Annotated in this window: 24 protein-coding genes and 1 riboswitch; of the genes, 12 read left to right on the top strand and 12 right to left on the bottom strand. The window is 64.7% G+C overall.

Going from position 1 to position 25,472, the window contains the following annotated elements; all coding sequences use genetic code 11:
* Positions 1–14: 14 nt before the first annotated feature.
* On the bottom strand, positions 15–1,109 hold the full coding sequence (gene ribD / locus AC3CD9_RS13595) for a bifunctional diaminohydroxyphosphoribosylaminopyrimidine deaminase/5-amino-6-(5-phosphoribosylamino)uracil reductase RibD (RefSeq protein ID WP_488364408.1): 1,095 nt from the start codon (positions 1,107–1,109) through the stop codon (positions 15–17).
* A 114-nt stretch (positions 1,110–1,223) separates the two neighbouring features.
* A riboswitch (FMN riboswitch) is annotated at positions 1,224–1,352 on the bottom strand.
* Positions 1,353–1,478: 126 nt separating this feature from the next.
* Here ribD and AC3CD9_RS13590 point away from each other — a divergent pair.
* The 3 genes from AC3CD9_RS13590 (at position 1,479) to AC3CD9_RS13580 (ending at position 4,252) form a co-directional block, all read left to right on the top strand.
* On the top strand, positions 1,479–1,967 hold the full coding sequence (locus AC3CD9_RS13590; RefSeq protein WP_488364406.1) for a MarR family winged helix-turn-helix transcriptional regulator: 489 nt from the start codon (positions 1,479–1,481) through the stop codon (positions 1,965–1,967).
* 88 nt (positions 1,968–2,055) lie between these two features.
* Positions 2,056–3,369: an MFS transporter gene (locus AC3CD9_RS13585; RefSeq protein ID WP_488364405.1), complete on the top strand. Its 1,314-nt coding sequence runs from the start codon at positions 2,056–2,058 to the stop codon at positions 3,367–3,369.
* 283 nt (positions 3,370–3,652) lie between these two features.
* Positions 3,653–4,252 carry a DUF805 domain-containing protein gene (locus tag AC3CD9_RS13580; protein WP_488364403.1) on the top strand — a complete coding sequence of 200 codons (600 nt, stop codon included), beginning with the start codon at positions 3,653–3,655 and terminating at the stop codon, positions 4,250–4,252.
* A gap of 308 nt (positions 4,253–4,560) precedes the next feature.
* On the opposite strand, the gene AC3CD9_RS13575 is transcribed toward AC3CD9_RS13580, so the two are convergent.
* Complete coding sequence (locus tag AC3CD9_RS13575; RefSeq protein ID WP_488364402.1) at positions 4,561–5,640, bottom strand: tellurite resistance/C4-dicarboxylate transporter family protein; 1,080 nt, start codon at positions 5,638–5,640, stop codon at positions 4,561–4,563.
* Positions 5,641–6,028: 388 nt separating this feature from the next.
* Here AC3CD9_RS13575 and AC3CD9_RS13570 point away from each other — a divergent pair, with 388 nt between their 5' ends.
* Together AC3CD9_RS13570 and AC3CD9_RS13565 are read left to right on the top strand one after the other, a co-directional pair.
* Positions 6,029–6,886, top strand: coding sequence for an ATP-binding cassette domain-containing protein (locus AC3CD9_RS13570; protein ID WP_488364401.1), 858 nt, complete (start codon positions 6,029–6,031; stop codon positions 6,884–6,886).
* Between the two features lie 40 nt (positions 6,887–6,926).
* Complete coding sequence (locus tag AC3CD9_RS13565) at positions 6,927–9,104, top strand: YhgE/Pip family protein (protein ID WP_488364399.1); 2,178 nt, start codon at positions 6,927–6,929, stop codon at positions 9,102–9,104.
* A gap of 317 nt (positions 9,105–9,421) precedes the next feature.
* Here AC3CD9_RS13565 and AC3CD9_RS13560 read toward each other — a convergent pair whose 3' ends face one another.
* Positions 9,422–10,141, bottom strand: a complete 720-nt coding sequence (locus AC3CD9_RS13560; RefSeq protein ID WP_488364396.1) for an AAA family ATPase — start codon at positions 10,139–10,141, stop codon at positions 9,422–9,424.
* A 63-nt stretch (positions 10,142–10,204) separates the two neighbouring features.
* Positions 10,205–10,804, bottom strand: a complete 600-nt coding sequence (locus AC3CD9_RS13555) for a LysE/ArgO family amino acid transporter (RefSeq protein ID WP_488364394.1) — start codon at positions 10,802–10,804, stop codon at positions 10,205–10,207.
* 70 nt (positions 10,805–10,874) lie between these two features.
* Here AC3CD9_RS13555 and AC3CD9_RS13550 point away from each other — a divergent pair, with 70 nt between their 5' ends.
* Positions 10,875–11,774, top strand: coding sequence for an ArgP/LysG family DNA-binding transcriptional regulator (locus AC3CD9_RS13550; RefSeq protein WP_488364393.1), 900 nt, complete (start codon positions 10,875–10,877; stop codon positions 11,772–11,774).
* 37 nt (positions 11,775–11,811) lie between these two features.
* Here AC3CD9_RS13550 and AC3CD9_RS13545 read toward each other — a convergent pair whose 3' ends face one another.
* Complete coding sequence (locus tag AC3CD9_RS13545) at positions 11,812–12,396, bottom strand: TetR/AcrR family transcriptional regulator (RefSeq protein WP_488364392.1); 585 nt, start codon at positions 12,394–12,396, stop codon at positions 11,812–11,814.
* A 148-nt stretch (positions 12,397–12,544) separates the two neighbouring features.
* Between AC3CD9_RS13545 and AC3CD9_RS13540 the strand changes: the two genes are divergently transcribed.
* A complete protein-coding gene (locus AC3CD9_RS13540; protein ID WP_488364390.1) occupies positions 12,545–13,018 on the top strand; it encodes a hypothetical protein in 474 nt (157 codons plus the stop codon).
* 51 nt (positions 13,019–13,069) lie between these two features.
* Positions 13,070–15,208 (top strand): RecQ family ATP-dependent DNA helicase, encoded by a 2,139-nt coding sequence (locus AC3CD9_RS13535; RefSeq protein WP_488364389.1) that lies wholly within the window; start codon positions 13,070–13,072, stop codon positions 15,206–15,208.
* Positions 15,209–15,210: 2 nt separating this feature from the next.
* Here AC3CD9_RS13535 and AC3CD9_RS13530 read toward each other — a convergent pair whose 3' ends face one another.
* The 4 genes from AC3CD9_RS13530 to AC3CD9_RS13515 form a co-directional block, all read right to left on the bottom strand.
* Positions 15,211–15,507 carry a hypothetical protein gene (locus tag AC3CD9_RS13530; protein ID WP_139467910.1) on the bottom strand — a complete coding sequence of 99 codons (297 nt, stop codon included), beginning with the start codon at positions 15,505–15,507 and terminating at the stop codon, positions 15,211–15,213.
* Between the two features lie 193 nt (positions 15,508–15,700).
* Positions 15,701–16,186 (bottom strand): hypothetical protein, encoded by a 486-nt coding sequence (locus AC3CD9_RS13525; RefSeq protein WP_488364387.1) that lies wholly within the window; start codon positions 16,184–16,186, stop codon positions 15,701–15,703.
* A 69-nt stretch (positions 16,187–16,255) separates the two neighbouring features.
* The gene (locus AC3CD9_RS13520; protein WP_488364386.1) at positions 16,256–17,017 is read right to left on the bottom strand and encodes a VOC family protein; all 762 of its coding nucleotides are present in this window, start codon (positions 17,015–17,017) and stop codon (positions 16,256–16,258) included.
* Positions 17,018–17,083: 66 nt separating this feature from the next.
* The gene (locus AC3CD9_RS13515; RefSeq protein WP_488364384.1) at positions 17,084–17,857 is read right to left on the bottom strand and encodes an isocitrate lyase/PEP mutase family protein; all 774 of its coding nucleotides are present in this window, start codon (positions 17,855–17,857) and stop codon (positions 17,084–17,086) included.
* A gap of 99 nt (positions 17,858–17,956) precedes the next feature.
* Between AC3CD9_RS13515 and AC3CD9_RS13510 the strand changes: the two genes are divergently transcribed.
* On the top strand, positions 17,957–18,691 hold the full coding sequence (locus tag AC3CD9_RS13510) for a DUF998 domain-containing protein (RefSeq protein ID WP_488364382.1): 735 nt from the start codon (positions 17,957–17,959) through the stop codon (positions 18,689–18,691).
* A 4-nt stretch (positions 18,692–18,695) separates the two neighbouring features.
* Here the strand turns inward: AC3CD9_RS13510 and AC3CD9_RS13505 are convergent, their stop codons facing one another.
* Positions 18,696–20,420, bottom strand: coding sequence for an amidase (locus tag AC3CD9_RS13505; protein ID WP_488364381.1), 1,725 nt, complete (start codon positions 20,418–20,420; stop codon positions 18,696–18,698).
* Between the two features lie 143 nt (positions 20,421–20,563).
* Between AC3CD9_RS13505 and mobA the strand changes: the two genes are divergently transcribed.
* On the top strand, positions 20,564–21,175 hold the full coding sequence (gene mobA, locus AC3CD9_RS13500) for a molybdenum cofactor guanylyltransferase (protein WP_488364379.1): 612 nt from the start codon (positions 20,564–20,566) through the stop codon (positions 21,173–21,175).
* Between the two features lie 102 nt (positions 21,176–21,277).
* On the opposite strand, the gene AC3CD9_RS13495 is transcribed toward mobA, so the two are convergent.
* Positions 21,278–22,948: an APC family permease gene (locus tag AC3CD9_RS13495; RefSeq protein WP_488364378.1), complete on the bottom strand. Its 1,671-nt coding sequence runs from the start codon at positions 22,946–22,948 to the stop codon at positions 21,278–21,280.
* 520 nt (positions 22,949–23,468) lie between these two features.
* Here AC3CD9_RS13495 and AC3CD9_RS13490 point away from each other — a divergent pair.
* The gene (locus AC3CD9_RS13490) at positions 23,469–24,122 is read left to right on the top strand and encodes a GntR family transcriptional regulator (RefSeq protein WP_488364377.1); all 654 of its coding nucleotides are present in this window, start codon (positions 23,469–23,471) and stop codon (positions 24,120–24,122) included.
* Positions 24,123–24,139: 17 nt separating this feature from the next.
* Here AC3CD9_RS13490 and ykgO read toward each other — a convergent pair whose 3' ends face one another.
* Complete coding sequence (gene ykgO / locus AC3CD9_RS13485) at positions 24,140–24,262, bottom strand: type B 50S ribosomal protein L36 (protein WP_488364375.1); 123 nt, start codon at positions 24,260–24,262, stop codon at positions 24,140–24,142.
* A 69-nt stretch (positions 24,263–24,331) separates the two neighbouring features.
* Here ykgO and AC3CD9_RS13480 point away from each other — a divergent pair, with 69 nt between their 5' ends.
* On the top strand, positions 24,332–25,378 hold the full coding sequence (locus AC3CD9_RS13480) for a GTP-binding protein (protein ID WP_488364373.1): 1,047 nt from the start codon (positions 24,332–24,334) through the stop codon (positions 25,376–25,378).
* The last annotated feature ends 94 nt before the right edge of the window (positions 25,379–25,472 follow it).

Below are 25,472 nucleotides of genomic sequence, written 5' to 3'. Positions count from 1 at the left end.
GGGGAGGGTGGCGGCTATGTTCTTGATTCGGGGGAGCCGGTTGCGGCCGGCTCCGGATCCGCAGTTGCGAAGTGCAGCAGGAAGTCCGGGCCGAGCCGCGAGACCGCCGGCGTCTCCGTGTCGTCGGGGATCAGCTGCAGCGCATCGGACAGTGTGCCGATGTCCAAGCCGTCGACGCTGCTGCGGCCGGGGCCGATGAGCATCGGAGCCTGATAGCAGAAGACCTCGTCGACGACCCACGCGGCGAAGAACGCGCCCAGCACCGTCGGCCCGCCTTCGACGAGGAGGTGGCGCACTCCTGCGGCGTACAGTTCGTCCAGGGCCGCACGGACATCGTGGGTGCGCAGCTGCAGAGTGTTCGGATTGAGGGCGAGAAACGATGTGACAGGCAGCTCCGAGGTGCCGAGCACGACGGGCCGCGGCTGATCGTCGAGTGCGATTCCGTCCGGGCCGCGGGCATTGAGACGCGGATCGTCGGCCACGGCGGTGCCGATGCCGACGAGGATGGCGTCGACTCGGGCCCGGACCTCGTGAGCGTGTGCGCGAGACTCCGCGGAGGTGATCCACTGACTGGTTCCATCGGCGGCGGCGACGGCCCCGTCGAGGCTCTGTGCGATCTTCGCTGTGACGAACGGGCGGGCCTCGGCCGTCGACCGGACCCAGCGGGAATTGAGAGCGCGGGAGTCCTCTTCGTGCAGTCCCGAACGGACAGTCAGCCCCGCCTCGGCGAGGGTCTTTCCACCGCCCGCGGCCAAGGGGTTCGGATCGGGGGCGGCGAAGACGACGGAGGGGATCGCAGCGTTGATGATCGCCTCGGTGCAGGGGCCGGTCCGGCCGTGATGGGCGCAGGGCTCGAGCGTGACGAACAGCGTCGAGGTGGTCAGATCGATGTCGAGGTCGTGGGCGGTGGTGATCGCGTCCACCTCGGCGTGGGGCGTGCCCTCACCTCCGTGGTGACCGGTGACGATCTGCCCGTCGGCTGTCAGGATTGCCGCGCCCACCAGCGGATTCGCTCCGCGAACACCTTCGCGGGCCGCGTTGAGGGCAGCGGTCATCGCCGCGGATTCGAGGTCCGTGAATTCCGCTGCGTCGCCTGGCTGCGCGCCCATGAAAAAACCTCCCGAGCCTTCGCCGGGAGGGAGGATATTGCGGGTGCAACCATCAGGGCGTCTCAGTCGCGTGCGACGGTGCGGTCGAATGCACCAAACACAGCGGCCGAGGCCGCCATGCTCCTCCCATCCAGACTCTGACTGTCGGTTTCGGAATTTCACCGAATCAACCGCCTGCACGAATGCGGGCGGCTCGCGGACTATGACCGCCGGTACGGAATTTCACCGTCCCCGGAACATGTGAGGCCAGAGTAGCATGACCATCGCCGAGGCGTCCGTGAGATCCGTCACATTGTGAGATTTCGGCGGGGTGGCGCTCGCGGTGACCGTGATTTGCCGAAATGCATAACCTGGGTATATAAATAAGTTATGGATGATGTGGATTCGGCCGAACTCGTCTCTCGGCTCGTTGTCGTCTCGTCGCGCCTGACCAGAGCGTTTCGACGAGTGATCGGCAATGAGAACTCGCTGGCGGCGCTGCGTGCGCTCGCTGTCGTCGAGCAGTATCAGCCCGTACGGGTAGGCCATTTCGCGCAAGGATATCTGAGCTCTCAGCCCGCGGCGACGAAGCTCCTCGCCAAACTCGAAGAAGCCGGACTCGTCGTGCGCGAACCCAGTCCCACGGACGGCCGCGCGTCGCAGTTCTCTCTCACCGATGCCGGACGGGCGAGGCTGGCGGAGAACCGATCGATCATGATCGAGCAGATGCAGCCCTACTTCGAGTCGCTGAGTGTCGAGGAGCGCCAGAGCGTCGATCGTGCGCTCGGACTGGTCTCGGACTTCCTCAAGGACCGCCACCCGGTCGACGGCGTCGACGAACCCGCCGACGAATCGGATCCGGAATCGACTGCGGGCTAGCCGCAGCACACATTTCAGTTTTTCAATCACGTTTCCGAAGCGGACTTCGGAGCGGAACGCACCAGAGGAAAGGGGACGCGACCAGCAGATGAGAGCGTCAGCAGACAACGAAACAACAGGGGACGAAACACCCGGCGATTCCGGGGCGGGAGCGTCGATCCTTCGCCAGCCGCGTGCCGTCTGGGCGGTCGCGTTCGCCGCGGTCATCGCCTTCATGGGCATCGGCCTGGTCGATCCGATCCTGCCGGCCATCTCGGCCGAGCTCGACGCCACCCCCGCCCAATCGATGCTGCTGTTCACCAGCTATCTGTTCATCACCGGCGGAATGATGTTCTTCACGAGCTTCCTGTCATCCCGCATCGGTGCGAAGACCACGCTGCTCATCGGTCTCGTGCTCATCGTCGCGTTCGCGGCTCTGGCTGGATTCTCCGGTTCCGTCGACCAGATCATCGGCTTCCGTGCCGGTTGGGGTCTGGGCAACGCGCTGTTCATCTCCACCGCTCTGTCGACGATCGTCGGTGCTGCGTCCGGTGGTGCTGAGAAGGCGATCATCCTCTACGAGGCGGCTCTCGGCGTCGGCATCGCCACCGGCCCGCTGCTCGGCGGAATGCTGGGCGGCATCTCCTGGCGCGGACCGTTCTTCGGCACCGCAGTCCTCATGGCCATCGGCTTCATCGCCATCGTTGTGCTGCTGCCGGGAGGCACGAGCTCGCACGGGGCCTCGGCGGAGCCGATCAAGCTCAGCGCTACGTTCCGTGCACTGGCCCGTCCGGGGGTGGCCATCCTCGGCGTCTCCGCTCTGCTCTACAACTTCGGCTTCTTCATCCTGCTGGCCTACAGCCCGTTCCCCGTCGAGGCTGCCGCCGCGAAGCTGGGCATGGAGGACTTCGGCGCCATGGGCCTCGGCTACGTCTTCTTCGGTTGGGGCATCTGCGTGGCGATCACCTCGGTGTTCGGAGCTCCCGTGCTGACCAAGCGGATCGGGCGTCGTCGCAGCCTCATCGTCACCCTGGTCGCACTGGCCGTGCTGCTGGGCGTCATGTCCTTCCTCGTCGAATCGCTGGCCGGGATCATCGTCTGCATCATCGTGGCCGGCATGCTTCTGGGCGTGCTCAACACGGTGTTCACCGAATCGGCGATGGAGGTCAGCGACCTGCCTCGTCCGGTCGCCTCGGGGACCTATTCGGGTGTGCGCTTCATCGGCGGTGCCGTTGCGCCGATCGTCGCCGGTGCGGTGTCGGAATCGATCAGTGCGGGTTCTCCGTACCTCTTCGGCGCGGGGGCCGTGCTGCTGTCGGTCGTCGTCATCTCGCTCGGTTGGAAGAAGCTGCGTCGCGTCGACGGGCATATCGATGAGTCACCGGTCGACGAGGCCTATGCCCTCACCGGAGGCGATGCCTGAGGCGAACTCGCCTGCAGGCAGTGCCGATCGTCGACGAGGTCGAGCCTTTTCGAAGCGGCAGCGGCTCGCGGATCACGGCGTCCGAGGAATCATTCCTCGGGCGCCGTTTCCGTGTCCGGACCATGACAAATGAGTGAATCATGCGCTGTGTTGCAGATCTGAAACCGGTTCGACACATGATCGATGGAATGCCTGGTGCAGAATAGAGTGCGCGCTTCCTGAAGATCGGCTGAGCATTTTCGGCCCATCGACGTCGGAGCGCGATCGGAAACGTCACCTACAAATGAAGGTCATCATGTCCTACGACGCGAATGCAGCATACAACTCCGGCTCACCCGGTCAAGGAGCTCCCGGTGCCGCCGGCCAGGGCTATGGAGGGCAGGGCTTGGGTGGAGCGCCACGCGGTGCCGCCAGCCCCGATGACCTCTCACTGCCGCTCTACGGCGCTTCCTTCGGCCAGGCCGTCAAGCGCTTCTTCAAGAACTACGTCAACTTCAAGGGACGCGCCTCGCGCAGCGAGTACTGGTTCGCCTACTTGTTCGTTGGTCTGCTGATGATTGTTCCTGTCATCCTGTACTCCATCGGACTGGGGATGATGGGCGCCTCCGCATCGATGGCGGTGGCCGACCCATACGGTATGTCTGCGGCCGCAGGTCCCTCCGGCGGATCGATTGCTCTGACCGCCATCGGAGGAATCCTCATGGGCATCATCGGGCTGGCAGTCCTCTTGCCGCAGCTCGCTATCTCGTGGCGCCGGCTCCATGACGGGAACTTCCCTGGTCCCATGTGGTTCCTGGGGCTCATCCCAGGCGTTGGGGGGATCATCGTGCTCGTGCTGTACATTATGCCGCCCAAGCCCGAGGGTCAGCGCTTCGACGTCTGATTTCGAGGTCTGACTGCGGCGCCTGTGCTTGGCCGGAGCATCACCTACCGCTGCTGACACGTCCTACGGCTGCGCGGCCATCACGCCCCGTCAGTGTCATCTCGCACCATTGCAAGGGTGCGAGATGCCGCCGGCGGGGCGTTGTGCTGCTGGGAGGGTGCCTTGCGAGGACCGGGGCGAGGTGCGACGTGTGGCGCGAATTGAGCTCGGCGGTGCCTGATGCGCGACTGCAATCCCCTCGCCGAGGCAGCCCGACGTCGGCGCCGATTGCCGATTTTCTGACATGCCCGCCGAGGCGGGTTGACCGGTCAGGGCCGACGGAGGGTTCTGACGAATGAGGTGACCATGGCGACGAAGACGATCGCCCAGACGGTTAGGGCGATCCAGTACCAGTGGAGCCCGATCCATTCGATCGCCGGCACATGATCCGACCGGCCCAGGTAGATGCTCGCCACTGCGTACATGCCGACAGGGAACGCCATGCTCCACAGTCCGGCCGAATAGGTCATCGGCACCCGGCGGACGGCATGCCTCCAGACTCCTGCGGCGACGAGCGCCGGGACGAGCCACGTGGCGATCGCCCACAGCAGCGCCGAGGAAGCGCCGACCGGTACGCGTGTCGCCTCGAGCAGGGGGGCGTCGCTGAGATCGAGAATCCGCGAACCCGCAACGATCGTGATTGCCAGTGCCCCCATCGTCACCCAATACGGAGCATCGAGGTCCTTGGGTCCGAACCGATGTTGAAGCACGCGCACGCCGATCGCAATCACGCAGACGACGTAGAGCGCCAGTCCAACGGCCCACATGACCACCGCCGCGAGCGCGAGGAATGCGACCAGACCGGGCGCGAAATATGCGGTGTTCGGAAGCTCGATCCCCAGGCTCGCGGCGACCACCGCCACTGACTGAGCGGCCACCGCCCACACAAGCCACGTGCCGTTCACCCCTGCAGATACCGGCCGTGTGCTCGACCCGAGGATCGCAGTGAAGGGAATCCCGTACCCGAGCACCAGCCAGAGCAGACCGCCGAGAGCGAAGAAGGCGAGGGCAAGCGGGATCATGCCGAAACCGACGAGCCCCGTCGCCAGGACATTCGTGCCGGCCACAGCGGTGAAGAACCCGAACGCCCGGGAGGGATCATGCAGATCGGCGCGAACAGCTTCTGGATATAGGAGGATCCGCACCACGGTGAGTGCGGTGAAGAACACATACAGGGCGACGGCTAGCCAGAACAGACCCACGGACAGCGAGTGCAGCTCTTTGAGCTCGGCACCGATCGACACGATCCCGGTCGCCATCACCGAGGCGAAACATCCGGGAGCCAGCGTCGAAGGGCTCAGCCCCCACCGTCTGTGCAGTCCGGTGAGGTTGCGATCTGCCGTGCTCATCCGCTCCTCATTCTCGTCGTCGTGTGTCGAGGGACATCGACGTCTTCGATAGTACGACCCCACCCCTGAAACCGCGGTGCAGCCCCGCCTCCTGAACCGTGCCGCGGTCCCCATCGAGAGGCCGCCGAGAGGCCGCCCGAGGAGCCGCCCGATGGCCTCTGTGCAGAGAATCGATGTGCAATTCGTGACATCTGGGTCTTCTCGAGTCACTCTCGCGTCATTTTCATGAGAGAATTCACTGGTGTTACCAACCAGTAACTTCACGTGGAGTCGCCCGCTCCACACCCTCACGCGCCGGTGGTGGCGTAGTCTGCAGTCACCTGCGCGGTGCAGAATTCTCCGGCACTGACCGGATCGACGAGGGCACAGACGATTGGGAGCGATGGCTATGGAGAGCACAACGGACACTCTCGCCGAGGACGCCGACATCGACGCGCCAGCGGTCGCGCTGCGCGGTTGGTCGCTGTCCGGCAAACAAGGCGATGTGTTCACCGATATCGACCTCGAGGTGCCGACCGGGGCCATCGCTGTCGTCCGTGGACCCGCCGGCAGCGGAAAGACCTCTCTCCTCCTGTCCTTGGCTGGAAGGATGCGGGTCTCCGCGGGGGAGGGCCGCCTCGGCGATATCGATATCCGCAAGCAGGCCCGCACCGTGCGCGGGCAGGTTGCGGTCGGACATATTGGCGGGCTAACCGACCTTGAGGACGATTTCACGGTTGCGCAGCACGTCGCCGAACGACAGATCATGCTCCAGCCCTGGTACAAGCCGTGGGCGTCGAAATCGACTCTGCGTGAGGTCATCGGTCTCATCCGGGACACCTTCACCACGGCTACGGAGATCATCGACGAACTCCCGCCGGGGACGTTCTCGAAGCAGGACGCCCAGCGCGCCGACTTCCTCATCGACGATGACGGAGAGGTATTCGTCTCCGAGCTGAGTGAGCTGCAGAAATTCTTCCTCGAATTCGGGCTGGCGAGCCTCAGCCGTCCACCCGTCGTCGTCATCGACAACATCGACTACCTGCGCGAATCCGCCGACCGAGCCCGTGCTTGGGCCGGGATCCTCATCTACCAGCAGCTCCGCAGATCACGGGATCCCGAGAACCCGCTCACGGTCATCGTCTCCTGCGAGGACTCGAGCGAACTCGACATCGCCACCAGATCGCTCGGCTTTCGCGCGGAGCCGTCGCTGGTCGAACTCGAACTGCCGCCCCACCCTCCCGCTCATCGCGGGTCCAAACACTGAACTACCTGCCCCACGTATACGAATCCGAGGAGATTCCCGAATGTTCTCCCTGCCCTGGTTAGAACTCTCACGATTCAAACGCCACACGATCACGCGCTTGGCGATGATCGTCATCATCGTCATCCCGTCGATCTACGGCGGGCTGTACCTGGCCTCGAACTGGAACCCGACCGAGCACCTCGACAAGCTGCAGGCGGCAATCGTCAACGAGGATACCGGCGCGGAGAAGCCCGACTCGGACGGGGAGAAGCTCAACGCCGGTCAGGAACTCGTCGACGAGATCACGCCGAAGGGCGAAGGCGGATTCGACTGGCAGGAGACCAGCCAGAAAGAAGCCGACGAGGGACTGGCCGAAGGGAAGTACTTCGCGGTCCTCGAGATCCCCTCGGACTTCTCCGAGATGCTCGTGTCGACCGGAGGTGACGATCCGGAGCAGGCAGGGCTCAAGCTGCGCACCGACGACGCCCACAACTTCATCGTCGGACAGGTGGCAGGGACCATCCTCTCCGAGATCAAGGGCGGATTGAGCAAGACGACGACCGCCGAGTACGTCAACCAGGTGTATCTCGGATTCAACGACATCCATTCGGAGACTGAGAAAGCTGCAAACGGTGCGTCCGACCTGCACGACGGAGCAGGCCAGCTCCACGACGGCACCGGAGAGCTCGTCGACGGGGCGACGAAGCTCGACAAGGGCATCGGAACGCTGCACTCCGGACTCATCGACCTCGATAAGGGCGCGGGTGAGCTGAAGAAGGGCAGCGGCGACCTCGCCGACGGGGCCGATACCCTGGCGAAATCCACCACCGAGGCGAAGAACGGCTCGAAGAAACTCGCTGACGGCGCCGGGCAGGTCGCTGACGGCACCTCCGAGCTGCGCGATACCGCCGATGAGGCGACGAAGAAAGCCGAGGACGTCAAACGCAAGGCCGATGACGTCGTCGACGGAGCGCGACCGAAGCTCGAGCGCGCCGAAGGGGACTTCGACGATGCCCGGACCACCGTGCGCGGGGACATGGACGACCGGATCAAGCAGCTGCAGGAGGACTATCCGGACGACCCGAACGTCAAGAAGCTCGCCGAGGATGCCAACGGCCTCGGCGAGGACCTCGATTCCGCGCACAAGCGCGCCTCCGATGCCAAGGATGAAGCCAAGAGCCTCGAGGACAAGCTGACCGACGCGGTCGACGGCGTGATGGACAAGATCCGCACGGCCGATAAGAAGATCGGTCAGCTCGACGACGGAGCGCAGAAGGTCGCGACCGGTGCCGACGACCTCCACTCCGGACTGATCAAGCTCGACGACGGAGCGGGCAAGCTCGCCAAGGGTGCCGGTGACCTGCATGACGGGGCCGTCCAGCTCAAGGACGGCACGGCGAAGGCCAAGGACGGAGCCGGTGACCTCAAGGACGGATCGGAACAGCTCGTCGACGGGGCAACCGAACTCGATAAGGGTGCGGGCAAGCTTGATGACGGTTCCGGAGAACTCGCCGACGGGCTGGAGAAAGGACTCGAGCAGATCCCGACCTACGACAAGAAGGACCGGGAGAACCGTTCGGATGTCGTGGCGGTTCCCGTTGATGCAGACAAGGTCAAGGACAATGCCGTCGATGCCTATGGCGAAGGTCTGTCTGCGTTCTTCGTCTCCCTGGCTCTGTGGATCGGCGGAATGATCACCTACATGGTGCTCAACGCCATCCCATACCGAGCACTGTTCTCATCGGCCACCTCGTCGCGCATCGCATGGGCCGGCTACGTTCCCGGGCTGCTGTTCGGCATCGCCCAAGTTGCGGTCCTCTATGCGATCCTCGCCTTCACCTTGGACTTCTCGGCCGGATCGTGGTTGTGGACACTGCTGTTCTCGATGCTCGTGGCGGCCTGTTTCCACTCCGTGCACCAGTTGTGTGTCGCGGCCTTGGGCGGTGTCGGCAGGCTGATTGCCCTGGTTCTGCTGATGCTGCAGATCGCATCGGCAGGCGGAACCTATCCGGTGGAGACGGCGCCGAAGGTCTTCCAGATCATCTCGCCGTTCCTGCCGATGACGCACGCGGTCAGCGGCCTGCGCACACTGGTTGCCGGTGGTGACATGTTCATCGCCGCGCAGGCGGCAGTGGTGCTGCTGCTGATGACGGCAATCTGTCTGGTCGCCACAACCGTGGTCTGCAGCCGCAAGCGTATGGTCACGCTCACTCAGCTCCACCCGAGCCTGCAGCTGTAGGCCGGGCGGGTCGTGCCTTGGGTGCGGGCCGCAGAGTCGTTGCGGGGCACAGGGCTGCTGCGGACTACAGGCCTGATCGCAGCGCGGACATGGCCCATTGCGGGTGCCAGACGCTGTCGGCGCATTGTTTGGTCGATCCACGGCGTTTTCGCTGCTTGAAACGCCGTGGATCGACCCAACAATCTAGCGAAACGCAGTGGGGAGGTGCTCAAACAGGCGCCGCCGAGGTGTTGGGAACCTCCCGGGTGCAAGCTGCGGGTGTCACCAGAACTAGGAGTGGGGTCGTTGCCGGCGTCGCGAGCGTAGGCCGCACCTCCTCAGTCGTCGAGGTAGCGCAGGTACCTTTGCGGGTCGTGGAGAAAACGACGCCAGTGATCGACCATGTCGAGGTCTTCCCACGTGGATTCGCGCAAGCCCCAGTCGCCGACCTCGACGATCTTCGCCTTGTCGGCTCGGGCGAGGATGGGGGAGTGGGTGGCCATGACGGTCTGCAGGCCCTTCCGCTGGCGATCGCGGATGAGCTGAAGAAGAGTGAGCGAGGCCGTGAACGACAGCGCGCTCTCCGGCTCGTCAAGGATCCACAGCCCCAGCTCCATAAAACGGCTTGTGAGCATGTCGACGAACATCTCGCCGTGCGATCGCTGCGCATAGTGATGGCCGCGCATCGAGCCGACGCTCATGAGATAGGCCATGTTCTCGTGCATCGTCTCGGCGCGAAGGAAGAAGCCGCTGCGATTCGTCGTCGCTCCACGGACGATCTGCAGGTGTTCGCTCAGCTCGGGAGGAGCCTCGACGTGATCGCGCACCTCCCAGCCGGAGCCGCCGCCGTGCGGGAGGTCAAGAGCCGTAGCGATGGCCTCGATGATGGTCGACTTGCCCGAGCCGTTCTCGCCGACGAAGACGGTCGTCCGATCGAATTCGAAGCCGGACAGAACGTCGCGCGCGGCCGGCAGTTCGCGTAGCCAAGGGCTCAGCTCCGGAGGTGACAGGGCATGCTCGGCCACAGAACGCAGCGGCAGGTCGACTCGAGGATCCATGTCTGCGACGGTATCGATGGGCACTGACATCGGCGACGACGTCGGTCGCCTCGGCGCAGCGTCTTACCCCAGCGCCAGCCGCGCGGCCAGCAGCACGAGCACGACGGCGATGATGACGTCGAGGACCTGCCAGACCCTCGGCCGCCCTAGGTATCGGGAGAGTCCACGGGCGCCGTAGCCGATGACGAGGAACCAGCTGATCGAGCCGAGCATTGCCCCGAATGTGAACGGCCACACCCCGTCCGGACCCTGCTGATTCGCGAGATTGCCGAGCATAACGACGGTGTCGATGTAGACGCCGGGGTTGAGGAACGTCAACGCCAGAGTGGTGACGATGATGGACTTGAGGGACCGCTGATGAGTGTCAGCCTTCAGCCCGGTGGCTTCGCGCGCCGATTTCAGGCTCGTCCATGCGAACCACAGCAAGTAGGCCACGCCCAGCCACCGCAGGACTTCGAGCGCCCACGGCGCGAGCAGCACGATCGCCCCGATCCCCACCGTGCCCGCCGCGATGAGCAGGACGTCGGCGACGATGCAGATGGTGATGACGACGCCGAGGTGCTCGCGCCGGATTCCCTGCCGCAGCAGGAGTGCGTTCTGCGGGCCGACGGCGATGATGAGGGACCAGCCGGTGAGGAGTCCGGTGACGAGATGAGTGAGCACGGACTCAACAGTAGAGACTGACGGAACAGAAGAAAAACAACAGAATATGCATCTGATGCACAATTGCTTCATGAACATCGATCACGTCAAAGCGCTCGCCGCCGCTGTCGACGAAGGCACCGTCGAAGGGGCGGCCTTCGTCCTCGGCATCACCGCCTCGGCGGCGAGTCAGCGCATCCGCACACTCGAGTCCCGCCTCGGGCAGGTGCTCATCCGACGAACGAATCCGATCACCGTCACCGAGGCGGGGCAGGCGATCCTCCGCTACGCCCGGCAAGTTGAGCTGCTCGAGTCCGAAGCGCTCGACCGACTGCACGGCATCGACGCCGACTCCCTCGGGGCGGGCGGATCCGGTGACCGGGGTCGTGAGCCCACGGTGCTCCGGGTGGGGGTGAACGCCGATTCGATGGCGACGTGGTTTCGCCCGATCTTCGCCGAGGCGGCCGGCTGGGACGACGTCGTCCTCCGCATCGAGATGGTCGACCAGGACAAAGCGCTGCCGCTCTTGGCATCGGGGGAGGTGCTCGGCACGATCACCTCGACGGCGACCGGCGGATACGGGACAACGGTCGCGGAGCTCGGGGCGATGCGCTACACCGCCGTGGCCGAACGTTCCCTGTTCGGTCGGCATTCCACCGGCGCCGAGGCGGATCTGACCAGGTTGCCGATGGTAAATTTCGGGCAGGACGACGACCTGCAGTTTGAGTTCCTCCGCCGCTGCGGTGTCGACGGTCGGCCGCCGATGTCGGTCGTGCCGGGGTCAGCGGAGTTCGCGGCCGCAGTGGAGGCAGGCCTCGGGTGGGGGATGGTGCCGGTTATGCAGCTCGACGGGCTCGAAGCCGACCTCGTCGAGATCGGCGCGGAGCCGCATATCGACGTGCCGCTGTACTGGCACCACTGGACTTTGGCTTCGGACAAGCTCTCTCGTCTGACCGACGCGCTGCGTCGCGCGGCCGCCGTCATGCGGTGATTCGGGGGCGGAGCTGAACTGCCCTCTGTTGATCCGCTCAGGAGCTGAGGAGCTTGCTGATCGTCCACTTGACCTGCTCATGTGCGGCGTCGACGGTCATGGTTTCGGGCGAGATGATCGAATGCAAGGCGATGCCGTCGACGGTGGTGAAGAGCGCTGTGGCGGTCGATGCCACCTCAGTCGGGTCGAGATGCCCCTCCTCGGCGAGCAGATTCAGCCAGCGATGCAGGCTGTCGTAGGTGACGCGGTGACCGTGTTCGAGGAGGCGCCGGGACACTGCCCGCTTCTCAGCCCCAAGGGCATGCAGGTGCATGGAGAACCAGGTTTCGAGCTGCATGTCCCGATGCTCATGGGTCGGCAGGAACTGGGCGCTGCACTCATAGAGCCGGTCGGCCGGATCAATCGTCGCATCGGCGATGGAGAAGTCCTTGACGACGGTGTCGATGGAGCGCCTCGCGACTGCTTCGTGGAGGTCTGCCTGGGTGGGGAAGTAATGGCGCAGGGTCGACGGCCCGACTCCTGCTTCCTTGGCCACGGCGCGCACGCTGAGGTTCGCATGCCCCGGCTGTGACCCCTCAGCCAGGCGGATGGCTGCGGTGACGATCTCGTCTCGCTTCGACAACCGTGACTCCTCGCTTCATTGACAACGACGCTTTAACTCAGTGTATAGTACGTTGTACTAGTACGGTGTGCCAAAGCGTTGAAACGGCGCGGCAGGAACAGTGTGCTGACCCGACCAGAGGACCCGAACGGAAGAAGAGAGAGCCCTCATGATCGACAGTCTGCAGGAATTCGCCGGAAACATCCCCGACTGGCTGCAGTGGGCGGGCATTCTGCTCGTCTCGGCCATCCCCTTCGTCGAGTCGTATTTCGGCGCTGTCATCGGCGTCGCGATCGGACTCCACCCCGTGGTCGCCATCCTCATGGCCATCATCGGCAACGTCATCTCGATGCTCGCCTTCGTTTACGGCGCCGGTGCGATCCGCGACAAAGCCACAAAGAACAAACAGACCGAGGAGAAGCCGAAACGGCAGCGGCTCAAGCGCATGTTCGACAAATTCGGCGTGCCGGGTGTTTCGCTGCTCGGCCAGACACTCCTGCCTTCGCAGATCACCTCGTCCGCGATGGTCGGCTTCGGTGCGAACCGCAACGCCGTGGCGTTCTGGCAGGTCATCTCGATCATCCTCTGGGGCGTCCTCTTCGGAGTGCTCGCCACCCTGGGCATCGAGCTCGCGCTGCGCTGAGGAAGGGCCGCTCGGTCGGGCCGTGTCACACCCTCCACCTAGACTGGCACCATGACGGAATCCACCCCGACATCCCCACCCGTTGCCGAGTCGCCCGGAACCCCTGATGGCTTCGCGATCGAGGCGCAGCGCATCCTGGCCGAGCTCACCGCGAATACGGACGCGCAGTTCCGCGACGGCCAGCTCGAGTCCATCCGTGACCTCGTGCAGGCGAAGAAACGTGTCCTCGTCGTCCAGCGCACCGGGTGGGGCAAGTCCGCGGTGTACTTCGTGGCCACTCGGATGCTCCGGGCCTCGGGTACCGGGCCGAGCCTCATCATCTCCCCGCTGCTGGCGCTCATGCGCGACCAGATCGCCGCCGCCGAACGCGCCGGAGTCCGCGCGGCCAGCCTCAACTCCTCGAACGTCACCGAATGGGATTCCGTGCTCGAGGACCTCAAGGCCGGCAGCCTCGACGTCCTCCTCGTCTCCCCGGAGAGGCTGAACAACCCACAGTTCCGCGACGAAGTGCTGCCCCAGCTGCTGGCCTTCCTCGGACTCATCGTCGTCGACGAAGCCCACTGCATCTCCGACTGGGGCCACGATTTCCGCCCCGATTACCGCCGCATCGGCCACATCCTGTCCGAACTGCCCCAGAACACCCCGGTGCTCGCGACGACCGCGACCGCGAACTCCCGCGTCGTCACCGATGTCGCCGAGCAGCTCGGCGACGACACCACCGTCGTCCGCGGTGAACTCGCCCGTGATTCCCTGCGCCTCGGCGTCCTGCCCGGACTCGACGCGAGTGCCCGCATCGCCTGGCTGGCCTCGCACCTGAACGACTTCTCCGGATCCGGCATCGTCTACACACTCACCGTCTCCGCCGCCGAGGACATCACCCGGATGCTGCGGGAACAAGGCCACGAGGTCCGTGCCTACACCGGCCGGACCGACGCCGAAGAACGCGCCGAACTCGAGCAGCAGCTCAAGGACAACCGCCTCAAGGCACTCGTGGCCACCTCGGCGCTGGGCATGGGATTCGACAAGCCCGACCTCGGATTCGTCATCCACATCGGCGCGCCCTCCTCAGCCGTGGCCTACTACCAGCAGGTCGGTCGCGCCGGCCGCGCCACGGACTTTGCCGATGTCCTCCTGCTGCCCGGAGCGGAAGACGAACAGATCTGGGAGTACTTCGCGACTGCGTCGATGCCGAACCAGGCGGACGCGAACGCCGTACTCACAGCCCTCGCCGAGGCGGACGGCCCCCTGTCCGTGGCCCGCTTGGAGACCTTGGTCGGAACCAAACGCTCCCGACTCACCCTGCTGCTCAAGACCCTCGAAGTCGAAGACGCGGTGTCGAAGGTCAAGGGCGGGTACGTCTCGACCGGGTTCGGGTGGACGTATGACCGGGAACGCTATGAGAAGGTCGCGGCCGTCCGAGCCGAAGAGGCCCAGGCTATGCTCGATTATGAGGCGACCGGGCAGTGTCGGATGGAGTTCCTCATCCGCCAGCTCGACGATCCCGACCCGAAACCCTGCGGTCGCTGCGACAACTGTGCCGGCGTGTGGTTTTCTGTCGAGATCTCCGACGAACAGCGCCAAGTCGCGGCCGGGAACCTGCACAAGATCGGCCTGCCCATCGAGCCGCGCAGCACCTGGCCCAGCGGACTCGCCAACATCGGGGTTCCGCTCAAGGGCCGAATCCCGGCAGAAGAACTCGCCGAGGAGGGACGTGCCATCGCCCGCCTGTCCGACCTAGGTCAGGGGCAGAGTCTGCGCTCGTTTCTCGCCCCTGATGCTCCCGATGCAGAGGTGCCCGGCCAGATCGGCAAATGGTGCCTGGAAGTCCTGGCACAGTGGAATTGGAAAACACGGCCCGAGGTGGTCGTATCGATCCCGAGCAACCGCCGTCCAGTGACGGTGCGGTCTCTGGCCGCGAATCTCGCCGCGGCCGGCCGTCTTGTCGATGGGGGTGAGTTGCTGCAGGTCGGCGACCACGGCACCCCTGATGTCAACAGTGCCTTCCGCGTCAAGGACCTCTATGAGGCCTTCGTTGTTCCTCCGGAGGTCGAGGAGGCAGTGGCCGGGAAGTCAGTGTTGCTCGTCGACGACGAGGTCGTCTCGCGGTGGACGATGACGGTCTGTGCACGATTGCTGCGGCGGGCAGGAGCCACCTCGGTGCTGCCCTTCGCGCTGGCCCTCCGGGCCTGAGGTCAATTCGACGAGCCATCCCGGAGCTGACCCCAGCCGAATTCGGTCTCCGATATTTCATCTCGAAGATCTTCGAAGAATCGATCTCGCGCCTCATCCATGCTTTCGTGCATATAGGAATCTGAAACGATGACGCTGAGAGTCTCTCCGCATGCCTGAATAGACGCTACGAATCGATCGAGCCTAGACCCCTCAGATTCGATAGTAAGTTGTTCGAATTCGGCATCAGTGAGCAGCTTCTGAATCGCTGGAATTACTATGTATTCGATCCTGCCGTTCAGTTCCGTGCTGATGTCCAAATGGATCCGCCCTCTTTGACTTCCAGTCGTGCGACACTCTCGGCCGTCGGCTTGTTGGTTTCGAGCTTAAACGTCGGCGAATGAAGATGCCATAAATACAGAGACTGTCGCGATGTTCATTCTGAGACTATTCAGCGACCGCATGATTTCAAAGCTCACCATCAAGCGTGCTGGATGACTTGCAGCGGTAGCTCTAACTCCTCTGCAGGTCTCTGACCAGGCGCGGAGTTGACCGGCGGCCGACGTGACCTGCCCACTGCGACCACGGGTAGGAGAGTCGGACATGGAAATAGTTGATGTACTCGGCCACAGCGAACAGCCAGATGACGATGATGAGAACCGCGCTGAGCGAAACGCCGGGCCAAGCGATGACGATGCCGATGAGTGAGGCGAGAAGCACGAGCGGGTTGATGACTCGCAGAAACCGATAGATTCGAGCGACCGGTCTTGGAATCGGGGCCGGCAGATGATGTCGAGCGACCAGCCAATAGACTCCGGCCTGGACGAGGATGAAGAGCAGAGGGATCAGCGCTGACCACAGTGCGGCCTCGGCTCGATCGGCCGTGACGAAAGCGAGCCGCGTCGGAACGACAGCGAAGACCGCCGCGGCGACGATCTCCCCGAGCCCCAGGCTGAGGATTCGTCGCCGCAGCGGTGCAAAACGATCGGTGTCAGTCACAGCCGGATCAGCGACTGCCGAAGGGCAGTCGACCAGAACAGTGCCGGGCCGCCTCGGCGAGGCAGACGGTCACAGATTCTGCTGGAGCTGGAACGTCGCGCCTTCCGGGTCGGTGACCGTGACGATGCGTCCGTACGGGGAGTCTTCCGGACCGGCGAGCACCTTGCCGCCGAGCTCGGTCACCTTCGCTGCCGAGGCATCGGCGTCTTCGACGTTGAAGTAGGTGCGCCAATAGGAATTCTGTGCCCACTCGCTGGCGTCACAGATTCCGGCCACGGCATCGTCGCCGTCGCCGTGCGTCGAGTACGGGAAGCCCTCCATAGGGGTGATGTCGAATGAGAAGACCTTGGCGTAGAAATCATTCGCTGCCTGGTAGTTCGTCGTCATGAGTTCGAACCACACGGGAGTTCCCGGTGAGAGCGGAGTGTCGAAGCCGGAGAATTCACCGGGCTGCCACATGCCGATAGGTGATCCCGTCGGATCGACGACGACAGCCATCTGGCCGAGCGGGCCGACGGGCATGGGTCCGACGACGTCCGTCGCACCGGCACCCAACGCTGCCTGGTGAACTCCGGCGATGTCCCCAGTGTGCAAATAGGTCGACCAAGCCGTGGGCATCTCCGGGCTCGGAGCGCCGTCCATGTTCATGGCTCGCATGGCGCCGCCGACGTTGCCTCCGTCCTTCGTGATCATGTTGTAGTGGCCGAAGTCCTCACCCATGTCGGTGAATTCCCAGCCGAAGAGCTGATTGTAGAAGTTCTGGGCGGCCTCGAAGTCCTGGCAGACATAGTCGATCCAGATCGGCTGGCCTTCGCGGGGGTTGGCAGGCATTGCGTCTCCTCTTGTGATGGGTGGAGGTGAGTTGCAGTGAATGGTGCCGACGGCAGGGGGATGACCCTACTGCCAAGCGCGCGTGAAATCCGCGAAGCAGTCGGTCAGCGCCGCCTGCAGAAGCGGACCGAAGGTCACGCGCCCGACCCCGAGCTCAGCGAGCTGTGAGAGGTCGAGTTCTTCGGGTACCGCGCCCTTGATCGGGTGCGCGGTGACATTGAGCGGCAGAGTGATCTGCGCGAGGATCGACTTGAGGGTGCCCACATCGGGCAGACGGACAGGGTAGACGGAGTCCGCGCCGGCGTCGGTGCACAGACGCAGACGTCGGACCACCTCGGCGGTGGGATCCTCGAAGTCGCCGGGATATTTGAACACATCTGTCCGGGCGTTGATGACGACGTGGACCCTTTGAGCCTCGGCCGCTTGGCGCAGACTCCAGATGTATTCGGCATGCTCCTCGGGGCTGCGCATGCTGCCGCGACTGTGCACCGTGTCCTCGATATTCACGCCGACCGCTCCGGCATCGAGGAGACCGGCGATGAGCTCGGGAGCAGGGGTGTCGTATCCGGATTCGAGATCAGCGGTGACCGGAACATCCACCGCCGAGGTGATCCGTGAGATCCCCTCGAGCGCTTGCTCGAGCGTCATCTGCTCACCGTCGCCGTGGCCGAGTGAATCGGCCAAGGGGTGCGATCCGATGCTCAGAGCGTTGAAACCGACGTCGACCATCGCACGAGCCGACCAGGCATCCCAGACGGTCGGCAGCACGAGAGGTTCGTCCTGGTGATGTCCCTGTAGGAGGGTGAAAGCGCGTTCGGCGAGAACCGTGTAATCGACCATGGTCAATACTTTTCCACTGTTGTGCCTCGACACGCCAGGGGTCGGACTGGTTCACCAGAAGGTTTCAGGCGGGCGCAGTGATAGCGTGAACAACATCCGATGTCGCCGTACGGAGGAGCAGAGGTGGCCGGTTCGGGCGCCATCCGCGTTTCGCCCAAACCCGAGCGGGTATGGGCACTCCTCGCCGTGCTTGCCGGCATGGCCACGATCCTCATCGAGATTCCCGCGGCACTGATGTCCGAAGGCGGCTATTCGTTCACTCAGCAGCCCATCAGTCATCTGGGGATGACCGGATGCGGGGACTGGGGAGACGTCGGAACCCCGATCGAGGTCTGCTCACCGGCCCATCCCTTCGTCAACGGTGTTTCCATCATCGCCGGATCGATGCTCGCGATCATCGCCTTCATCTGGCACGACTGGATCGCCCCGAGTCGCTGGGGCAGGTGCGGATCCTTCCTGCTCGCCGCCGGCGGAATGCTGTTGGCCGGAACCGGGATGGTCCCCGCCGATATCGATCCGACTCTGCATGCTGTCTTCGGTTTCGGCGGATCCGGAATCCAGAATCTCGGTCTGCTCGCCGCAGGCATCGCCTTGACTCGTTGGACCGAGAAGCGCTGGATCGGTCCCGTCGAATTCGGCGGGCTCACGCTCGGACTGGGCGCGTTCGGTCTCGCCGGAGCACTGTTATTGGCTGCTCCCGAGACCTGGAACCTGCCCGTCGGCATTGTCGAGAGAGCCGCGTCCTACCCGTTCCTCATCTGGTTCATCCTCGCCGGATGGATGCAGCTGCGTGACGCCTCCAGGCGAAAGCGCGAACTCGCTTCCGGGCGCTGAGGCTCTACAGCCGCGGAGTCCGCGGCGGCACCTGGCGACGGTCGCCCGTCGCCTCGAACGCCGCGGCGATCTCGATGAGCGCGGAATCGTCCCAGCCCCGTCCGGCGATCGTCAGGCCCACGGGAATCCCGGTGTCTGACATGGTGCCCATCGGCACCGTCACCGAGGGAATGCCCAGATGCCTGGGCACGAGGTTGCCGTTTGCCACCCATGTGCCGTTGCGCCAACCGAGGTCGGCCGAAGCCTCATTGACATCCATATCGGCCGGTCCCACATCGGCCATCGCCGGGAAGATCACCGCATCGAGGCCGTGCTCGTCCATCCATTCCTCGAGGTCGACCCGGCGGGTCTCCTCGAGCCCGCGCACACCGGATTCGAGCTCCGGGATCTCCGTCACCGAGGCGTAGCGATTCGTGCGCACCTGCTCCGGGTAGGTTGCGATGTCATCGTCGAACCCGACGTAGCGATCCGGCAGCGCACCGGGTGGGTGGGGGAAGATCAAGGCTCCGTCCACCTCGGCGAGGGTGTTCAGTTTCGGGTCGCCGTTCGCGGCGAGGAAGTCATCCCACCCCCACGACGAGAGGTCGTTGATCTCCCGGTCGAGGTAGGCGGCGGTGACGAACCCCCGCGTCGCGATCGTCGGCGCACCGGGTCGGTCGCCCTCGTAGTTGCTCACGACCGGGAAGTCGGTCTCGACCACCTCGGCGCCTGCGGATTCGAGATCGGCTCGCGCCGCCTGCCAAGCCTCGATCACAGAGGCGCGCGTCTCGACTCGCTGTCCCGTGGGCCCGCCGATACCGCCGTCCGGGTTCGTTCCGGCCGCCTCATCGGCGTTGATGTACATCCGCGGCACCCCAAGGCGCTTGCCGGCCAACACCGATTGCGCCGCCGCAACCGATTCCGGCAGCAGCGCGGCATAGGAGTCAGGGCGCACCGCGCTCGCCTTCGGGATATCCACCCACGGCTGGACGCGCCAGAAGTCCCCGCGAGTCTGCTCGTTGTCGGCGACGATGACGTCGAGGACCTCGGCCAGGTCGGCCATCGTGCGAGTGTGGGGGACGACGACGTCCATGGTCGGCACGAGCGGCCAGTTTCCGCGCACGCTGATCACCCCGCGCGAGGGGGTGTAGGCGATGAGCGCATTGTGCGACGCCGGGGCTCGGCCCGATGACCAAGTCTCCTCGCCGAGGCCGAAGGCTGCGAAGCTCGCCGTCGTGGCCGTGCCCGATCCGTTCGAGGATCCGGAGGCGAAGGCGCTGGTCAGCCAGTCGGCGTTGTAGGGGCTTTCGGCCCGACCATAGAGTCCGCGCTGCATTCCGCCGTTGGCCATCGGCGGCATGTTCGTCAGGCCCAAGCAGATGGCGCCGCCGGCGCGCAGCCGTTCGATCGTGAACGCATCTTTCTGCGCGATGAGGTCAGCGAAGGCCGGTGCCCCGGAGGCAACGGTGAGGCCCGCGACCATGTAACTGTCTTTCGCGGTGTACGGAATCCCGTCGAGGGGGCCGAGCGTCTCACCGGCTGCACGTCGTTCGTCGGAGGCGGCCGCCTCGGCGAGGGCTTGCGGGTTCTTCACGATCACGGAGTTGAGTTTCGTGTCGGTGTCGGGGCCGTCGAATGCGGCGATCCGGTCCTGATAAGCTTCGACGAGCTCCACCGAGGTGGTGCGGCCGTCCTCGAGGGCGGCTCGCAGATCGGCGATGGACGCTTCGACGACATCGAACTTCGACATGATCTTCCTCCGGGCACTCGACGGTGCGTGCGCGATGTGGGTGTGTTCCTGCCCAGAGTAGCGCCGATTCGTCGAGGATGGGCTGCGGATTTCGTTGTTTGCCGGGCACTGAGCGCGGTATTCGCGGTCTGTACGATCGAGGCATGACAGTCAACGCGATCATTCTCACCGGCGGTCGTTCGCGACGCCTCGACGGCGTGCACAAACCCGGCGTCGAGGTCGACGGACGCTCGACGATCTCCCGGATCCTGCAGAGCATCCGCGGTGCGGCAGCCGACGCCGAGGTGTGGGTGGCCGGACCCGCAGACGGTCTCTCGGAGGCGGAGCAGAAAGGCGTCCGCGTCGTGCGGGAAGAACCCGAGTTCGCGGGCCCTTTGGCCGGGATTGCGGCCGCAGTCGCGGCGATGCAGATTGAGGTGGAATTCCCGGCCGAGACGGCCGATGTCACCCTTGTCCTGGCCGGGGACATGCCGCTGATCACGGCGGGCCACCTCGGTGAGCTCATCTCTACGTGCCGGGCCACCGGACGTCCGGCCACGGGCACCGACGATCGGGGGAAGACGCAGTTCCTCTGCGCGGCCTGGCCGACTCGACTGCTGCGTGCCCGTCTCGCTGAGATCGGCGACCCCACCGATGGGGCAGTGAAACTGCTGTTCGACGGTCTCGACCCGGTGGTGGTCGCCGTGGACCCGGAGGTAGTGAGCGACTTCGACACCGCAGCCGAGCTCGAAGCGATTCGAGCCCGGCTGCAGTAGGGGATGCCACGGTCGATCCGGCCCGCCTCGGCGATGGTGTCGAGGCGGACCGGAAACGGCCGTCACCGCGAATGGTGACGGCCGCCTCGGCGAGGGGATTCCTCAGTCGTCGATCTGGGTCTGTTCGACGGCTTCGACGGCCTCCTCGGGAGTCAGACGGCAGGCGATGCCGACGTAGAAGACGACGATCGAGAAGATCACGGTGACGACTTCGCCGACGATGAAGCCCATGAGATCGAGTCCGCCGCCGTAGTGGCCGATGAGGCTGAGGACGACGAGGCCTGCCATCCAGAGGATCATCCACCAGCCCGAACGCATCTTGAGATCCGGCAGGCGCGACTTGTCCTTGGCGAAGATGTGGTGGGCGATCATCACGACGTAGCCGATGGCGACGGCGAGGAAGAGTTTCCAGTTCGTCTCCCAGCCCGTCCAGTAGACGATGAGGTTCGCGCAGACGAAGCCGATGATCGGCAGCACGTCACCGCCGGGCAGTCGAAACGGGCGCTCCTGCTCGGGCAGCTGACGACGCAGGGCGGCGACGACGACGGGACCGGTGGCGAAGGAGAGCACAGTTCCCGAGGTGATGAAGCCGACGAGCTTCGCCCATGAGGGGAACGGCAGGAACATGATGCACGAGACGATGAAGACGACGAGCAGCGAGACCCACGGCACGCCGTGTCTGTTGAGCTTGGCCAGGGCGCGTGGAGCGTTGCCGACCTTCGCCTGCGAATACGACAGACGCGGAGCCAGAGCGGTGTAGATGAGGCCGGTGTCTGCGGGGGAGATGATCGCATCGCCATAGAGGATGATCGCCAGCCACACGGCGCCCAACAGGAGTGAGATCTCGGCCAGCGGCCCGGCATCGTTGGTGAACGCGAGGTTCGCCCAGCCGTCCTTGAGCAGGTCGCTGGGCAGAGCGCCGATGAAAGCGGCCTGCAGCAGGATGTAGATGAGGCCGGTGACGAGGATCGACCCGACGACGGCGAAGGGCACGTTCTTCTGCGGATTCGTCGTCTCACCGGCGAATTCCACACCCTGACGGAAGCCGAGATAGGAGAAGACGATGCCAGCTGCCGGCAGTGCGGCGAGGATCGGGGCGACCCCGTTCGGGGCGAAGCCGCCGAACTGCTGGGAAGCGAAGTGTCCGGGATTGAACGCCAGCGCGAAGAACACGACGATGACGAGCAGGATGACGGCGAGCTTCCACCACACGAGCACATTGTTGAAACGAGCGAACAGTGAGACGCCGTAGAGGTTGATGACGCTGAAGACGAGCATGAGCGCGATCGACACTGCGATGCCGGGACCGGTGAGGACGGCGACATCGTCGACGGTGTGCATGAGCCAGGGCAGGTAGCTCGAGGCGTACTGCACGGCGGCCATGACCTCGATCGGCACAGTCGCTGCGACCGACAGCCAGGTGATCCAGCCGGAGGTGAAGCTCGCGAAGGATCCGAAGGAGAAGTGCGGGAAGCGGATGACGCCGCCGGCGACGGGGAACATGACGCCGAGCTCGGCATAGTTGAGCGCCACGAAGATCATCATCACGGCACCCAGCGCCCACGAGATCAACGAGGCGGGGCCGACCATCACCGAGGCGTTGAAGGCACCGAAGAGCCACCCGGATCCGATGATCGAACCGACCCCGGTGAACAGCAGGCCGATCTTGCCGATATCTCTCTTGAGACCTTTGTCATTGCGGACGTCGACCCTCATCGGTCGGCCCGATCCGGAGGCCGCAGCTCCGGACGTCGGGGGATTCAAAACGGACATCATCGGCCTTTCGATTGCGAATTCAGTTTTCGACTGTTGAAGTGTGCGCCGCCGAAATAGTGATGTCAACGACCGTTCGGGGCTTCCGACGCCAAATCGGCTCGGTCCTATATACACTTGATGACCAGGGCAGATAGCCGCATCTCACAGTTTTGGAATGAGCCGGGAAGGATTGGATCCAATCGTGGTCACGCAGTTGATCCGAATGCAGGAAGAACGGTCAATCGAAACAAGGATGAATGGCTGATCGGATCCAATCCTCGGTTATGTTCACAGATTCTTTTCAGGGCCATTCGACCCGAAAGCTGCCGAATTCGGTTGGATTGCAATTGGGTTGCGATTTCTGGGACCTCCCGCGCGTCGCTGCTTCCGTCTATGCTTCACAGCGAAGGACGTTGTGCGCTGGGGGCCTGCGCAGCCATGGCGCGCTTGACCGCAGGCTGAGCAGCCACGGCGTACGGAACCGCGCAATGCACGACCGGGGCGGGGAGCCGCCTCGGTGAGATAGGGGAGTCAGACGATGTCGCATGATCCAGCGCGCAGCGGCGCCATCGCGGCCGAACTGCGCTCGCGCATCATCGCCGGTCAGCTGCAGCCGGGCGCCCGCATCCGACAGGAGGAGATCGCCGTCGAGTTCGGCGTCAGCCGGATCCCGATCCGCGAGGCTCTGCGCGCCCTTGCCGATGCGGGACTCGTCACACTCGTTCCGTCGACGGGTGCTTGGGTGACCGAGCTCAGCCTCGAGGAATGCCGCGAAGTCTATCTCATGCGCGAACGCCTCGAACCCCTTCTGCTGTCCCTGGCGATGCCCACGCACACTCGGGAATCGCTCACGGAATTCGTCGACCTCGCCGAGGCGGTCGAGGCCGCACGTTCGCCCGGTGAGTTCCTCGAGCGCGATCGGGACTTCCACCGCGCCATCATGGCTGGGGCCGGCGCGGGTCGGCTGAGCCGGACCGTCGACCACCTGTGGAACCTCAGTCACTATTACCGCCGCCGGCTGGTCACCCCGCACGTGAGCGGCCGGAGGGGCGACATCTTCGCCGAGCATCGGATGATTCTGCGGGCGATCGAGATCGGTGATGTCGAATCCGCCGAGGCGGTCATGGCCGCCCATATCCGCCACACCCGACTGCTCGTCGAATCCGCGCCGGAGCTGTTCGAGCGCGGTTGAGCGGCAGTGTTTGCGGCTCAGCCCTGGCGGGCCCTGAACCGAGGATTCTTCTTGTTGATGACGTAGACGCGGCCGCGGCGGCGGACCACCTGCGAACCGGGCTGGGACTTCAGTGAACGCAGCGAACGACGAACTTTCATGGGTGCGACTCCTTACTGAGAATGAGTATCATTAGATTCAATACTATGTTCTCGAGCGAAGGGAAGCGAATGCAGGGAGCAGATGAACGCGGCCGGAGTACCATCGTCGACGGCATCGAAGCGATCGCCGTCGTCGGACTCTGCGCTGCCGAGCGCAGGCGCTATGCGATGGGTCTGGCCAGAGATCGCGGTTTTGTCTTCGTGCCCGCGGAGCAGACGGAACAGGGAATCGAGGCGATCGACCGCCTCGTCGGACTCCTCTCTCTGACTTCCGGAGTCCGCGGCTTCGTCCTCGAGTATGCAGACGACGAGGTCTGCCCGGAGATCATCGGAGCCCTGAGTGCTCCCGAGACGCGAGCCGTGCTCACCGACCTCGTCTGCGTGCTCGACCTTGCCTGCCTGCATGCCGACCTTGCGGCCGAGGATCGCTGCGTCAGGCTGATCAACCAGGTCGAGTTCGCCTCGACTCTGGCTCTGCTGGCGCCGACCGGAGCAGGATCCGACGCCGGGAGCGGGGCCGACAGTGAGCACCTCCCCGACGAATTCGCCGAGGCAGTCGACCTCATCGCCCACCTCGCGCCCGAGGCCCACCGGTTCGTCCTCGATGGTGCCGCGGTCCACGAGCACATGTGTTGGGACTTCAGCCACCGACCGCCGTCGGCCGGGTGGGCGGCGCTGCTCAACCAGGAATTCCTTGCGCCGGCACGACCCGGAACCGCCTCCGGTTTCCGCTACGAGCAGGCTCGCCCCTTCCACCCGCAGCGGCTCCAGATGGTGTTGACTGCTGCGCTCGGCGAGGGCTGCTGGGGGCGCATCATCCGCTCGGCGGGGTTCGCGCGGCTGGCGTCGCGGCCGTACGTGACCGCCCACTGGGACCAGGCGGGCACCCGTCTCATGCTCGCGCCGCTGGCGGCCGGACCCTACCTCGGCGAAGGTGCCGAACTGCTGGCGCTGGGACAGGATCTCGCCTTCATCGGCATCGACCTCGATGAGGCGGGGCTGCGGGAGGCATTGGAGCGCGCGGTCCTCACCGATGCTGAGCTTCTGGCGGGGCCGATGGCCTGGCTGGAGTATCACGACGAGTTCCCCGCGTGGGACTCTGCGCACCGCGGATGACGCCTCACCGGCTCGGTGGCGAAATGTCGGCTTGGTGAACCGGCAGCAGTTCGGTCCCTGCGCCAGGCTGTTGCGGTTTCACCTGGCTGATAGC

It is taken from the genome of Brevibacterium sp. MGP-B1 (genome assembly GCF_057766545.1).
The sequence above is the reverse complement of the archived record's forward strand: the minus strand, read 5'-3'. Positions and strand labels throughout refer to the sequence as shown.

Bases quoted from the DNA above. Each gene is read 5' to 3' on its own strand.
- ribD (WP_488364408.1), bottom strand. From the start codon at position 1,109: ATGGGCGCGCAGCCAGGCGACGCAGCGGAATTCACGGACCTCGAATCC.
- AC3CD9_RS13590 (WP_488364406.1), top strand. From the start codon at position 1,479: ATGGATGATGTGGATTCGGCCGAACTCGTCTCTCGGCTCGTTGTCGTC.
- AC3CD9_RS13585 (WP_488364405.1), top strand. From the start codon at position 2,056: ATGAGAGCGTCAGCAGACAACGAAACAACAGGGGACGAAACACCCGGC.
- AC3CD9_RS13580 (WP_488364403.1), top strand. From the start codon at position 3,653: ATGAAGGTCATCATGTCCTACGACGCGAATGCAGCATACAACTCCGGC.
- AC3CD9_RS13575 (WP_488364402.1), bottom strand. From the start codon at position 5,640: ATGAGCACGGCAGATCGCAACCTCACCGGACTGCACAGACGGTGGGGG.
- AC3CD9_RS13570 (WP_488364401.1), top strand. From the start codon at position 6,029: ATGGAGAGCACAACGGACACTCTCGCCGAGGACGCCGACATCGACGCG.
- AC3CD9_RS13565 (WP_488364399.1), top strand. From the start codon at position 6,927: ATGTTCTCCCTGCCCTGGTTAGAACTCTCACGATTCAAACGCCACACG.
- AC3CD9_RS13560 (WP_488364396.1), bottom strand. From the start codon at position 10,141: ATGGATCCTCGAGTCGACCTGCCGCTGCGTTCTGTGGCCGAGCATGCC.
- AC3CD9_RS13550 (WP_488364393.1), top strand. From the start codon at position 10,875: ATGAACATCGATCACGTCAAAGCGCTCGCCGCCGCTGTCGACGAAGGC.
- AC3CD9_RS13540 (WP_488364390.1), top strand. From the start codon at position 12,545: ATGATCGACAGTCTGCAGGAATTCGCCGGAAACATCCCCGACTGGCTG.
- AC3CD9_RS13535 (WP_488364389.1), top strand. From the start codon at position 13,070: ATGACGGAATCCACCCCGACATCCCCACCCGTTGCCGAGTCGCCCGGA.
- AC3CD9_RS13520 (WP_488364386.1), bottom strand. From the start codon at position 17,017: ATGCCTGCCAACCCCCGCGAAGGCCAGCCGATCTGGATCGACTATGTC.
- AC3CD9_RS13515 (WP_488364384.1), bottom strand. From the start codon at position 17,857: ATGGTCGATTACACGGTTCTCGCCGAACGCGCTTTCACCCTCCTACAG.
- AC3CD9_RS13510 (WP_488364382.1), top strand. From the start codon at position 17,957: ATGTCGCCGTACGGAGGAGCAGAGGTGGCCGGTTCGGGCGCCATCCGC.
- AC3CD9_RS13505 (WP_488364381.1), bottom strand. From the start codon at position 20,420: ATGTCGAAGTTCGATGTCGTCGAAGCGTCCATCGCCGATCTGCGAGCC.
- mobA (WP_488364379.1), top strand. From the start codon at position 20,564: ATGACAGTCAACGCGATCATTCTCACCGGCGGTCGTTCGCGACGCCTC.
- AC3CD9_RS13495 (WP_488364378.1), bottom strand. From the start codon at position 22,948: ATGTCCGTTTTGAATCCCCCGACGTCCGGAGCTGCGGCCTCCGGATCG.
- AC3CD9_RS13490 (WP_488364377.1), top strand. From the start codon at position 23,469: ATGTCGCATGATCCAGCGCGCAGCGGCGCCATCGCGGCCGAACTGCGC.
- ykgO (WP_488364375.1), bottom strand. From the start codon at position 24,262: ATGAAAGTTCGTCGTTCGCTGCGTTCACTGAAGTCCCAGCCCGGTTCG.
- AC3CD9_RS13480 (WP_488364373.1), top strand. From the start codon at position 24,332: ATGCAGGGAGCAGATGAACGCGGCCGGAGTACCATCGTCGACGGCATC.